The organism is Ferruginibacter albus (genome assembly GCF_020042285.1).
In the GTDB taxonomy this organism is placed as follows: domain Bacteria; phylum Bacteroidota; class Bacteroidia; order Chitinophagales; family Chitinophagaceae; genus Ferruginibacter; species Ferruginibacter albus.
On the sequence record NZ_CP083388.1, the window covers coordinates 1,107,481 to 1,119,747 of the forward strand.

Here is a 12,267-nt window from a genome sequence, read left to right on the forward strand (position 1 = left end):
GGCAAACGGTACCACAATTACAACTTCTACCACAACCCGCTAAGGGTTGTACATTTTCATATTACCTTTGGGCGCTTTTAGCGCTTTTCTAAAAAATCAAATTTCAACTTTGTAATTATAAAATAATACATCATGCAGGTTTTAAAGTTCGGGGGAAGTTCGGTAGCAAATGCAGAGAATATAAATAAAGTAGCCGCCATTGTCAAAGAAAAAAGCAAGACGGGCAAAATAGTGGTAGTGGTTTCGGCATTGGGCGGCATAACAGATACATTATTACAATGTAGCAATTTGGCTGCAGCAGCAGACGAAAGCTATAAAACAAAATTACAGGAAGCAGAACAGCGTCATCTGCAAACAGTAAAAGACTTAATTCCGCTTACACAACAAAGTAGTGTACTTAGTTTGGTAAAAACATTGTGTAACGAAATTGAAGATATTTGCAACGGTATATTTTTATTAAGAGAATTATCTGCACAAACTAAAGATCGTATTGTAAGCTATGGCGAGATATTATCTTCTCAAATTATTGCAGCAAAATTAAAATCAGATCTAGGTGCTTGCGAATGGAAAGATTCAAGAGACCTGATCATTACCGATTCTCATTTTGGTTCTGCGGCTGTTGATTTCAACGTTACTAATAAAAAAGTGCGATCTTATTTTACTTCTTCATCGGCATCATTATTTATGTTGCCGGGTTTTATTTCCAGCGATCATAATGGAAGCACCACAACATTAGGTAGAGGCGGTTCTGATTATACTGCAGCGATCTTTGCTGCTGCTTTGGATGCTGTAAATTTAGAAATATGGACAGATGTTTCGGGCATGATGACGGCAGATCCAAGAGTGGTGGCGAACATCAAAATGATACCGCAGATATCTTACCAGGAAGCGATGGAACTTTCGCATTTCGGCGCTAAAGTTATTTACCCGCCAACCATTCAACCGGTAATGAGTAAAGGAATTCCGGTTTGGATAAAAAATACATTTGCTCCGCAGGATATTGGAACAGTTATTCAAACAAAAGCTACACAAAACGGAACCAGCATTCGTGGTATTTCCAGCATTAATAAAATTGCATTATTGAGTTTGGAAGGAAGCGGAATGGTAGGAATACCGGGCTTTTCCAAACGCCTGTTTGAAGCATTGGCAAACAAAAAGATCAATGTGATATTGATAACGCAGAGTTCTTCGGAGCATTCAATTTGTGTAGGAATTGAAGAGGCGGCTGCTAATCTGGCAAAGAAAACGATTGACGAAACATTCTCTTACGAGATACAAATTAAAAAAGTAGATCCTTTAAAAGTAGAAAATGAATTGGCAATAATAGCTTTGGTAGGAGATAATATGAAAAGTCACCCGGGTATTAGTGGAAAGATGTTTGGAACATTAGGACGTAACGGTGTAAATGTGAGAGCGATTTCTCAGGGTTCTTCAGAGAGGAATATTTCTGCGGTGATCTCTACACAGGATGTAAAGAAAGCGATCAATGTTTTACACGAAGAGTTTTTTGAGACTACTTATAAAGAGATCAATTTGTTTGTTGCAGGTGTAGGAAATGTTGGTGGTAAATTATTGGCTCAATTACAAAAGCAACAAAGCTATTTACAAAAATATCTTCGCTTAAAAATTAAAGTAGCAGGTATTGCCAACAGCACTAAAATGTTGTTTAATGATGAAGGCATTGACCTTGATAACTGGAAAGAGGCATTGAATAATGGCGAAGCAATGAGCATTGAAAAGTTTATAAAAACCGTTATTGATAAAAACGCCCGTAACTCAGTATTTGCCGATGTTACAGCCAATGCTCATGTAGCAGAATGTTATGATAAACTATTGCAGAAAAGTATTTCAGTAGTGGCTTGTAATAAAATTGCTTGCTCTTCTTCATTTGATTATTTTAAAAAATTAAAAGAGTTAGCGAATGAATTTAATGCAGGGTTTTTATACGAAACTAATGTTGGTGCAAGCTTGCCTGTTATCGGAACATTGAATGATCTGATTCGCAGCGGCGATAAAGTACGTAAGATAGAAGCCGTGTTAAGTGGAACATTAAATTTTGTTTTTAATAATTACAAAGGACAAACTACTTTTTCTGAAGTGGTAATGCAGGCAAAGAAAGAAGGTTATACAGAACCTGATCCACGTTTAGACTTAAGTGGCAAAGACGTAATGCGTAAGATCTTGATCTTGGCACGTGAATGTGGCTCCAAGATTGAAATGGATGATATTACTAATAATGGTTTTATGCCGGAAGAATGTATGCAAGGGTCGGTAGATGATTTCTTTGCATCGATGACAAAGCATGAAGATCATTTTAAAAAATTGTATAAAGAAGCTGCAGATAAAGGGAATATTTTAAAGTTTGTAGCGAAGTACGAAAACGGCAAAGCGTCCGTTGGCTTGCAGCATATTCACCCGGAACATGATCTGTTCCATTTGTATGGTAAAGACAATATTGTTTTATTCTATACAGACAGGTATGTTGATCAGCCATTGGTAATTAAAGGAGCTGGAGCAGGAGCGGATGTAACAGCATCGGGGGTTTTTGCAGACATAATCAGAGCATCAAGAATTTAACATGAGTAAGACAGTCAAAATATTAGCGCCGGGTACAGTTGCCAACCTCGTTTGTGGCTTTGATGTATTGGGTTTGTGTTTGAACGAGCCAAACGATTTAATGGAAGTAGCACTTTTAAATGAAAAGAAAGTTATTATTAAAAGTGCCGACGGCTACCCATTACCGCTAGATCCGCTTCAAAACACAGCGGGTGCTCCCTTGGTTGAGATGATAAATGAATTGGATAAAGAGATCGGCTTTGAAGTTGTCATTCATAAAAATATAAAACCTGGTAGTGGAATTGGTTCCAGTGCAGCAAGTGCCGCAGGATCTGTAGTAGCAGCCAATCATTTATTAGGCAATATTTTTTCTAAAGAAGATCTGGTGCGGTTTGCCATGTTTGGTGAAAAAGTGGCATCGGGTGTAAAGCATGCCGATAATGTAGCGCCTTGTATCTATGGTGGCGTTACGTTAATAAGAAGCATTTATCCGTTGGATATTGTAAGCATTCCTTCACCTGATCTGTTTGTAACGGTAGTACATCCGCAAATAGAAGTGCGTACTGCAGATGCAAGACAAATATTACGTAAAGAGGTTTTACTAAAAGATGCTATTAAGCAATGGGGCAATATAGCCGGACTGGTAGCAGGTTTTATTAAAAATGATGTTGAACTGATTGGTCGTTCTTTGGAAGATGTAATTATAGAGCCTGTGCGTAGTATTTTAATTCCGGGATTTGATGAAGTAAAAGCAAAGTGTAAAGAAGCCGGTGCATTGGGTGGTGGTATTTCGGGTTCAGGACCGTCTATATTTATGTTGAGCAAAACAGAAGCAACGGCAAAAGAAGTGGAGAAAGTAATGAAAACTATTTATGATAAAATAGGATTAGCCTATCATACCCATGTAACAACTATCAATAAACAGGGAGTTAAAGTAATTAATTAATGATTGAATATTCAATATTCAATTTTCAATATTCAATTCTCAATGCAGTATTACAGCACTAATGGGCAATCGCCAAAAGTAAGTTTTAAAGAAGCAACTATAAAAGGACAAGCACCCGACAAAGGTTTGTATTTTCCTGAACAGATTCCTGTATTGTCAAAAGAGTTTATTGAAAACATTGAGCAATACTCAAACGAAGAAATTGCATATAAAGTTATTCAGCCTTATGTGGCAGATGCAATCCCTGAAGATGAGTTGAGGCGCATTGTTTCAGAGACGATCAATTTTGATATTCCTTTAGTAAAAGTAACAGATGATATTTATTCTCTGGAACTATTTCATGGACCAACATTGGCATTTAAAGATGTAGGTGCAAGATTCATGAGTCGTTGCTTAGGCTATTTTGTAAAAGATGCAAAGCAAAAAGTAATTGTATTGGTGGCAACATCCGGAGATACCGGAGGCGCTGTTGCCAATGGATTTTATAATGTAGATGGAGTAGAAGTGGTGATTCTTTATCCTTCAGGAAAAGTAAGTTCTGTACAGGAGAAGCAACTAACTACATTAGGTAATAATGTGCATGCATTGGAAGTAGAAGGCACTTTTGATGATTGTCAGCAAATGGTAAAGGAGGCTTTTACAGATGATGAATTGAATAATAAATTATTTCTAACATCGGCTAACTCAATAAATGTTGCACGTTGGTTGCCACAACAATTCTATTATTTCTTTGCTTATAAACAATGGAAGGATAAAAACAATCCTCCTGTGATTTGTGTGCCCAGCGGAAATTTTGGAAATATCTGCGCAGGTATGTTAGGCTACGCATCAGGATTACCTGTACAACATTTCATTGCTGCATGTAATGCCAATGATATAGTACCGGAGTTTATGAAAACAGAAAAGTATCAACCCAAAAAAGCAGTAGCTACTTTATCCAATGCAATGGATGTTGGCAACCCAAGCAATTTTGTTCGCATATTGGAATTATTCCATCATCAATTTGGGGATCTGAAAAAAGTATTAAGCAGCGACAGTGTATCAGACGAAGAAACTAAAGCTACTATCAAATCAGTAAAAGATAAAGAAGGTTACTTATTAGACCCGCATGGGGCAGTAGGATACCTGTCATTGGAAAAATACCTGGTTAACTACCCTTCGCAAAAAGGTATATTTTTGGAAACAGCCCATCCTGTAAAATTTTACGATGTAGTGGAACCTGTGATCGGAGAAAAAGTGCCTGTTCCGCAAAGTGTTCAGGAGCAGATAAAAAAGGAAAAGAAGAGTACAAAAATTAAGGTAGATGCCAGTGAGCTTAAAGCCTTTTTAACAGAATTGCAGTAAATAAAAAATTAATGTACAATACCTTGAGCATTAGGGCATCCGTAGCCTCTTTTGCTTGAACCGCAAGACGCTAATACAGCAATACTAACGAAGGCGATCAGCACAAATAAAATAATTTTTTTCATCTAGTAATGATTTTGTCAGAAAATTATAACCAATTATCAGGCCATAAAGATACAAAAATTACCGCTTATGATAAATGCTTACTTATTATGATGTTAAAATATTATCTTGCCACCGAATTAAATTCTACAGAACTCCAAAAACCTAACAGCCCATTATGTCATTACAGTTAGCTCGTCCGATTGCTTTTATTGATTTAGAAACAACCGGAGTTAATCTCTCTACAGACAGGATCATTGAAATTGCCATTGTAAAAATTTTGCCCGACGGTACCCGTCAAAATAAACGTAAGTTGCTAAACCCGCAAATGCTTATTCCGAAACAATCATCGGATGTGCATGGTATTACCGACGAAATGGTGAAAGATGCACCTTCATTCAAGCAAGTGGCAAATGAATTAAAACAGTTTATTGAAGGCTGCGATCTGGGTGGTTATAACAGTAACCGTTTTGATATTCCATTATTAATGGAAGAGTTTTTGCGTGCAGGAATGGAAATAGATCTTAGCGATCGTAAAATGGTGGATGTGCAACATATTTTCTATACCATGGAGCCGCGTACACTAACAGCTGCGTATAAGTTCTATTGCGAAAAAGAACTGGTGAATGCACATGGCGCCGAAGCTGATATTAATGCAACGATCGAAGTGCTGCTTTCACAAATAAAACGTTATCCTCATTTGGGCGTTTCCGTTGAGTCTATCTTAGGAGTGATCGGCGAAGACAAGGTCGTGGATTATGCCCGCAGGTTTTTATTCGATGATAAAGGAAATGAAATTTTCAACTTCGGAAAACATAAAGGAAGAGTAGTGGCAGAGGTATTAAAAGCCGAACCGCAGTATTACGACTGGATGATGAAAGGCGATTTTCCACTACACACCAAGCAAAAACTAACCGAAATATTTAACCGGGCTTTGTTAAAAAACAACTAATAAGATGTACTGTTGAAAAGAAGTGGAAACCGCTCGAAAATTTATTGTAAATTCGTACATAAGTAAGTAACCTCCATCTTGGATAAATTAGTTATCATACCTACATACAATGAGAAGGATAACATTCGCAGCATCATTTCAGCGGTGATGGATCTGCCGGATGGTTTTCATGTGCTCATCATCGATGATGGTTCTCCCGATGGAACAGCTGCCATTGTTCAATCCTTGTTTTCAACTTATCCCGACAGGTTATTCTTGGAACAGCGCACCGGTAAGCTTGGGTTGGGAACAGCCTACATTCACGGCTTTCGTTGGGCCTTGTCAAAAGGGTATAAGTATATCTGCGAAATGGATGCAGATTTTTCACACAATCCTAAAGATCTTTCACGTTTATATGCAGCCTGTAAAAACGGTGCCGATGTTGCCATTGGTTCCCGCTATGTAAAAGGGGGTGCTGTTGAAAATTGGCCAACCAACAGGATCATGCTTTCTAAAGGTGCATCTTTATATACCCGCCTCATTACATGGATGCCGATCAATGATCCAACTGCCGGTTTTGTTTGTTATCGCCGTGAAGTGTTGGATGCAATTAATTTATCAGCTATTGAATTCAGCGGTTATGCGTTCCAGATAGAAATGAAATTTGCTGCCTGGAAGCTTGGTTTTAAGATAGAAGAAGTGCCCATCACTTTCAAAGACCGTACTTTTGGCGACAGCAAAATGAACAAAGGCATTGTAAAAGAAGGTATTCTCGGCGTATTACAATTACGCTGGCACAGCCTGTTTAAAAGCTATCGCAATAAGGTAAAAAATACAGCCTACATCACCAATACTTCACCCTTTCACGACAAAGAAGTAATTCTCGAAAGCAAATAATCTTTTTGATACAAGCTTTAATTCCCTGATTGAACATCATTGTGTCACATTACTTTCATCGATATTGCTACTATTGAGCTTTTATTGCTATTTACAGATATCTTTAAAAATTCTTTTTCTCTTTATGTAATTTTTTTCATTGCTGCATTTAATAACAAACGACTGTTATGAAAAAAGCAATATTTTCTATTCCAATTCCTTGTCATGAAGATTGGGATAATATGACTTCAACCGATAAAGGGCGCTTCTGCTTATCCTGTAAAAAAGATGTGGTAGATTTTGCTGCAATGACCGATAATGAAATAATACGTTATTTTAATAAAGCATCCAATGAAGTTTGTGGAAGCTTTTTGCCGGAGCAATTGGATCGAACAATGGCCGTTGCTAAAGAACCTTTTTTTTCATGGAAATATTTTTTTCATGTTTTTATTCCCGTGTTTTTGTTTTCACAGAGAGCAAGTTCACAAGAGCTAAGAAAAAGCATAACAAGTAGCATAAAAAAAGTACAGGTTGATACTACTGAAGCTAAAAAAATAACTTCTTCAGAATTGCTTTCGGCAAAAGTAAAAAAAGAGGATGACCCGTTTCCGGTAAGATCTTTAGATACGGTAGTAGTAAAAGCAAGCTATAGAACAAGGACGCTTGGAGCAATGATGGGAGTTTCCTATGTAATACAAAGAAGAACAGTTACAAAGTTCGTAGATACTTTATTACGCAGAAACATCATTACGGTTTATCCTAATCCCGTAGTCAACAACTCTGCTGTTAATATTGATATGAGATCTGTACAGACGGGTGAATATTCATTATTAATTGCAGATGTATCAGGTAAAATACTGCAGCAGGAAAATATCCAGGTGCCTGGTTCAAACTTTGTTTTCCATCTGGATCTAAAAGCAACCATTACAAACGGTACATATTTTATGCGGATAATTAATCCTGCAAAAAAATTATCATACACAGAAAAAATCATGATCATGAAATGATCTCTTGTCAAACGAAGTAGAAACAGGTTAAGTGATTTAGATTCTCACATCTTTTTAAAATGACGATTATGAAAAAAACAATATTCTCTATTCCAACTCCCTGTCATGAAGATTGGAATAATATGACATCAACCGAAAAAGGTAGATTCTGCTTGTCCTGCAAAAAAGAGGTGATAGATTTTACAATAATGGCGGATAGTGAAGTAATTCGTCATTTTGATAAAGCAACCAATGAGGTTTGCGGAAGGTTTTTGCCGGAACAATTAGAGCGGCAAATGACGGCGCCTAAAAAGCCATTCTTTGGGTTAAACTATTTTTTCAGTGTATTAATACCGGCATTTTTGTTTGTTCAAAAAGCAAATGCACAAAAGCAACCTGTTGCTGAAAGTATTTCAATAGTAGATAATCAAAAAAACAGCGACCAACTATTTGCAAAAGGAGAAATTGCTGTTGCCGCTAAACAAACGATCAAAGGAAAAGTAACAGATAATAAAGGGCAGCCTATTCCTTATGCAACTGTTACCCTAAGGAATAAAAGCAGGGGAGTGATCACAGATTCTGCAGGGAACTTTGTTTTGGACTTGCCTTATAAAAGCAAACCAATTGCTATTATAGTTTCAAGTATTGGTTATGAGAGCCAGACAATGATTGTTAACCCGGATAGCTTTAATACAATTCGATTAGTTGTATTACCGGTTACTACACAAGGGGATGTTGTTGTTGTGATTGCAGGAGCCGTTCGAAGAAAGAAACAAATAAAGACAAGAACTAAAGCAGCTGCAATATTTAATAAAGTTATTGACAGCCTTAATCGTAAGAACCTTATAAATGTTTATCCAAACCCTGTATCCCATAATTCTGTAGTTACTATTGATATGAAAAATGTGCAAAAAGGGGAATATGCTTTATTAGTTGTAAATATTGATGGAAGCATACTGCAGGAAGCAACGATACAAGTGCCGGTTTCGGACTATATTTTTCATTTAGATCTAAAAGCGGGCATTACAAATGGCACTTACTTTATTAAAATAATGGCTCCTGATAAAAAAATAGTCCATACCGGGAAGATCCTCGTAATAAATTAGCCTGCCCTATGAAAACAATATAAGTTTCAGTTATAGTAAGAATACAACCTATGAGTTCTGGCTCGTAGGTTTTTTATTTAAATGCAGGATGAAATTGCTGCAACGTAGTTCTGAGAAAATCTCTGTCAAGATGTGTATAGATCTCTGTAGTGGTAATGCTTTCATGCCCCAGCATTTCCTGTACGGCACGCAGGTCTGCGCCGCCTTCTACCAAATGTGTTGCAAAAGAATGACGAAAGGTATGCGGTGAAATATTTTTAGTGATGCCTGCTTTTTGTGCCAGCTCTTTAATAATTAAAAATATCATTACCCTGCTAAGCTTGCTTCCTCTTCGGTTTAAAAACAGGATATCTTCATTGCCTGTTTTGATCGGAATGTGCACCCGAATATTATTACGATAGAGATTTATATACTTTATTGCATCTCCACCAATGGGCACTAATCTTTCTTTATCGCCTTTGCCGATCACTCTTATAAAGCCAACATCCAAATACAAAGAGCTGATCTTAAGATTTACGATCTCGCTGACACGTAAACCGCAACTATACAGTGTTTCCAATATCGCTTTGTTTCTTCCGCCTTCGGGTTTGCTTAGATCTATTTGTGAAATAATGCTTTCAATTTCTTCAAAGCTCAATACATCGGGCAACGCTCTTTTTAACTTAGGAGATTCCAGCAGCTCAGTAGGATTGGATGTTGTTATTTGCTCCGTTAAACAATATTTATAAAAACTGCGTAGTCCTGAAATGATCCTTGCCTGTGAACCTGCTGTCATTCCCAACTCGCTTATCCATTTAATAAAATTCTCCAGGTCTTTTAGTTGAACCTGTTGCGGGGTTTTAAGTGTATTGCTGCTTTGTAAATAGTAAGTAAGCTTTTCTATATCGTGCAAATAAGCCTCCACTGAATTATCGCTAAGCGATTTTTCAAGCTGGAGATATGCTTTATAGCCTTTTTTATACGGTTCCCACATAATTCAATTGCTAAAATGTGAAGTTGATGAATTTTGCCGTTACTTTTGCCTTGATATTTAATTTGTGGATATAAATTTTGCTATGCAACCTATTAATCTTCGTTCGTTTAAAACACAGGTAAAAAAATATAAACGTTCTTTCAAATTATTCTTAACCAGGATAGAAAAAGATCCACCCAGGCATTTACACAAATTAGTAGACGAAGTGGATGCTGAAGTATGGCCGCAAATTGATTGTTTAAGCTGTGGTAATTGCTGCAAATCGATGACACCTACTTTTACACCAAGCGATATAAAAAGAATCTCCTCTCACTTTAAAATGACGCCGGAACAGTTTAAAGATAAATGGCTGTTCTACGAAAAGCGTGATAAAGATTGGCAAAACAAGAAACAACCCTGCCAGTTCTTAAATCTAAAAGACAACAAGTGTTCTATTTACGAGATACGCCCGACAGACTGTGCAGAGTTTCCACATCTTACTAAAAAGAAAGTGGTGGATTATATTCATATACACAAACAAAATATTGAGTATTGCCCGGCTACGTTTAAAATGGTAGAGCGAATGAAAGAAAAAATGACTAATAAATAAGTTTATTCTTTTAATTGCTCTTTGATATGCGATTGATAAATGCGTGGAACATATTTATACACCTCAGTCCCCTCTACAAAAAAAGGTTTGCCATTATTAATAGTTAACTCAAAATTTTCATTTTTATAATTATAATCGCAATTGATAGTTTTTAAAAGAGTTGCTTTATTATTGGTAATTCTATATTCTTCGAATGCTGTAAACATTCCTGAACCTCCCGATACATAGGAACAAACTTTATTGTTAATAGAGTCATATTCCGCATTTCCGATATTGTCAAAATCCTTAATTTTTGTAAAAGTTTTTCCATTATAAACCCAGGCATCTGCAATTTCTAGAAGATAAATAGCAGACACGTCAAATTGTTTTATGATTTTCAAATCAGGAATTTTATCGCCATTAATATCTTGTATTTTGATGGGCTCTGGTTCATCATCTTTATAATATCCCATAGTAGATTCAAAATCTTTTATCCATTTATTTCCGAAATTTTTAAAAACCTGGCAATTTAAGGTTGAGTCTCCTGACCGATACAGCAATACGGCACTTTTTGTTTCGGGGTTAAATAAATTTCCAATTATAATGGCGCTGTTGATGGCATTACCGACTGTATCATATACCAGCTTTTGTTCCTCAAAAGCCGGAAGGTCTTTTTTAGCTTCCAGCAGGCTGTCTAAATACACTTTTACCGAGGCGTAAGAAATAAATTTACGTGGAAGGGTATCGTTTTTAATAGAAGCAATTGAATCATGTTTAATAATAACTGTGTCACTAACTTTTTTTTGAGTTTTATTAACGGTGTTTTTGCAAGAGATAAATGAAAGCAGGATTAATAGACAAAAAACTTGTTTCATGGTTGTGTTAATTTAAAGATACACATCTTCTATAAAAAAATATTCTACCGGTTCGTTTGGCAAAATAGTAATTGATAACACATTAAATTGTATTCTTTTCCATTGAGGATGTTTGTATAAATATTGCTCCGCAGCCCCGATTAAATTCCTGATCTTTTTATTGCTCACTTTTTCCTCGGGTAAACCATAGCTTTTGCCGGTTCGGGTTTTTACCTCAATAAAGTGTAGAACGGATGCTTTGCTGGCAATAATATCCACTTCATAATAGGAATATCGCCAGTTTTTGGCAATGATCTCAAAGCCGGTTCTAATAAAATAGCCCACAGCCAGCTCTTCACCAAAGAAACCGGTATTATTGTGCTGCGCCATTTTACTGTTTATTGTACAAGATTATTGATTATTTTTGCTGTATTAAAATAAGTGCGATGAAATTTGACAAATCTCTCCTAATAAGTTTTATTTTATTGATAGTGATTGCTTCTTTGTATAGAGTAATGCCCGGCAGACCAATGGGTTTTGCTCCGCATATTGCAATGGCTTTGTTTGGAGGCGCTGTCATCAGCGATAAAAAGATGTCTTTTATATTGCCTTTATTGTCGTTGCTGATCTCAGATATTATTTACGAAGTTTTATACATCAATAAATTATCAGTAATGCCCGGTTTTTATAGCGGACAATGGGTTAATTACTTATGGTTCGCACTGCTTACCGTGATCGGTTTTGCCGTTAAAAAAGAAAATGCAGTTTCTATAGCTGCCGGCTCTGTTATCGGCGCAACCGCATTCTTCATCCTTTCAAATTTTGGAGATTGGTTAGGCGGTGGGTTGGATATAAACAACGTAGCTTATCCTAAAACATGGGCAGGTTTGGAACGTTGTTATGCAGAAGCAATTCCTTTCTATCAAAATAGCTTGTTCGCCACTTTATTCTTTAGTACAGTGTTGTTTGGAGGTTATTATTTAGCCAATAAATATTGGGTAAAGAAAACTGTTGCGGTAGCGTAG

12 protein-coding genes are annotated in these 12,267 nt (G+C 36.5%); 9 read left to right on the plus strand and 3 right to left on the minus strand.

Annotated features, from left to right (window positions below):
• Nucleotides 1-132 precede the first annotated feature (132 nt).
• The 7 genes from thrA to K9M53_RS04900 all read left to right on the plus strand — a co-directional run bounded on the left by thrA (nt 133) and on the right by K9M53_RS04900 (nt 8,847).
• Nucleotides 133-2,577, plus strand: a complete 2,445-nt coding sequence (gene thrA / locus K9M53_RS04870) for a bifunctional aspartate kinase/homoserine dehydrogenase I (RefSeq protein WP_224018506.1) — start codon at nt 133-135, stop codon at nt 2,575-2,577.
• Nucleotide 2,578: 1 nt separating this feature from the next.
• Nucleotides 2,579-3,502, plus strand: coding sequence for a homoserine kinase (locus K9M53_RS04875; RefSeq protein WP_224018507.1), 924 nt, complete (start codon nt 2,579-2,581; stop codon nt 3,500-3,502).
• Nucleotides 3,503-3,544: 42 nt separating this feature from the next.
• Nucleotides 3,545-4,846, plus strand: coding sequence for a threonine synthase (gene thrC, locus K9M53_RS04880; protein WP_224018508.1), 1,302 nt, complete (start codon nt 3,545-3,547; stop codon nt 4,844-4,846).
• A gap of 280 nt (nt 4,847-5,126) precedes the next feature.
• On the plus strand, nt 5,127-5,900 hold the full coding sequence (locus tag K9M53_RS04885) for a 3'-5' exonuclease (RefSeq protein WP_224018509.1): 774 nt from the start codon (nt 5,127-5,129) through the stop codon (nt 5,898-5,900).
• Nucleotides 5,901-5,978: 78 nt separating this feature from the next.
• On the plus strand, nt 5,979-6,776 hold the full coding sequence (locus K9M53_RS04890) for a polyprenol monophosphomannose synthase (RefSeq protein WP_224018510.1): 798 nt from the start codon (nt 5,979-5,981) through the stop codon (nt 6,774-6,776).
• Between the two features lie 167 nt (nt 6,777-6,943).
• Nucleotides 6,944-7,762: a T9SS type A sorting domain-containing protein gene (locus tag K9M53_RS04895; protein WP_224018511.1), complete on the plus strand. Its 819-nt coding sequence runs from the start codon at nt 6,944-6,946 to the stop codon at nt 7,760-7,762.
• A gap of 68 nt (nt 7,763-7,830) precedes the next feature.
• Nucleotides 7,831-8,847 carry a carboxypeptidase-like regulatory domain-containing protein gene (locus tag K9M53_RS04900; RefSeq protein WP_224018512.1) on the plus strand — a complete coding sequence of 339 codons (1,017 nt, stop codon included), beginning with the start codon at nt 7,831-7,833 and terminating at the stop codon, nt 8,845-8,847.
• A 73-nt stretch (nt 8,848-8,920) separates the two neighbouring features.
• Here K9M53_RS04900 and xerD read toward each other — a convergent pair whose 3' ends face one another.
• Nucleotides 8,921-9,820, minus strand: a complete 900-nt coding sequence (gene xerD, locus K9M53_RS04905) for a site-specific tyrosine recombinase XerD (RefSeq protein ID WP_224018513.1) — start codon at nt 9,818-9,820, stop codon at nt 8,921-8,923.
• An 82-nt stretch (nt 9,821-9,902) separates the two neighbouring features.
• Between xerD and K9M53_RS04910 the strand changes: the two genes are divergently transcribed.
• Entirely contained in the window at nt 9,903-10,409 is a 507-nt protein-coding gene (locus K9M53_RS04910; protein ID WP_224018514.1) for a YkgJ family cysteine cluster protein, read from the plus strand.
• Nucleotides 10,410-10,411: 2 nt separating this feature from the next.
• Here K9M53_RS04910 and K9M53_RS04915 read toward each other — a convergent pair whose 3' ends face one another.
• Both K9M53_RS04915 and K9M53_RS04920 read right to left on the minus strand, forming a co-directional pair.
• A complete protein-coding gene (locus K9M53_RS04915; protein WP_224018515.1) occupies nt 10,412-11,263 on the minus strand; it encodes an XAC2610-related protein in 852 nt (283 codons plus the stop codon).
• Between the two features lie 12 nt (nt 11,264-11,275).
• Nucleotides 11,276-11,632, minus strand: coding sequence for a YraN family protein (locus K9M53_RS04920; protein ID WP_224018516.1), 357 nt, complete (start codon nt 11,630-11,632; stop codon nt 11,276-11,278).
• A 56-nt stretch (nt 11,633-11,688) separates the two neighbouring features.
• On the opposite strand from K9M53_RS04920, the gene K9M53_RS04925 reads away from it, so the two are divergent.
• A complete protein-coding gene (locus K9M53_RS04925; protein WP_224018517.1) occupies nt 11,689-12,267 on the plus strand; it encodes a DUF6580 family putative transport protein in 579 nt (192 codons plus the stop codon).

Excerpts from the sequence above, each read along its gene's own strand:
- K9M53_RS04885 (WP_224018509.1), top strand. The coding sequence starts at position 5,127 with ATGTCATTACAGTTAGCTCGTCCGATTGCTTTTATTGATTTAGAAACA.
- K9M53_RS04910 (WP_224018514.1), top strand. The coding sequence starts at position 9,903 with ATGCAACCTATTAATCTTCGTTCGTTTAAAACACAGGTAAAAAAATAT.
- K9M53_RS04915 (WP_224018515.1), bottom strand. The coding sequence starts at position 11,263 with ATGAAACAAGTTTTTTGTCTATTAATCCTGCTTTCATTTATCTCTTGC.
- K9M53_RS04925 (WP_224018517.1), top strand. The coding sequence starts at position 11,689 with ATGAAATTTGACAAATCTCTCCTAATAAGTTTTATTTTATTGATAGTG.
- K9M53_RS04900 (WP_224018512.1), top strand. The coding sequence starts at position 7,831 with ATGAAAAAAACAATATTCTCTATTCCAACTCCCTGTCATGAAGATTGG.
- thrA (WP_224018506.1), top strand. The coding sequence starts at position 133 with ATGCAGGTTTTAAAGTTCGGGGGAAGTTCGGTAGCAAATGCAGAGAAT.
- K9M53_RS04895 (WP_224018511.1), top strand. The coding sequence starts at position 6,944 with ATGAAAAAAGCAATATTTTCTATTCCAATTCCTTGTCATGAAGATTGG.
- K9M53_RS04920 (WP_224018516.1), bottom strand. The coding sequence starts at position 11,632 with ATGGCGCAGCACAATAATACCGGTTTCTTTGGTGAAGAGCTGGCTGTG.
- xerD (WP_224018513.1), bottom strand. The coding sequence starts at position 9,820 with ATGTGGGAACCGTATAAAAAAGGCTATAAAGCATATCTCCAGCTTGAA.
- K9M53_RS04875 (WP_224018507.1), top strand. The coding sequence starts at position 2,579 with ATGAGTAAGACAGTCAAAATATTAGCGCCGGGTACAGTTGCCAACCTC.
- thrC (WP_224018508.1), top strand. The coding sequence starts at position 3,545 with ATGCAGTATTACAGCACTAATGGGCAATCGCCAAAAGTAAGTTTTAAA.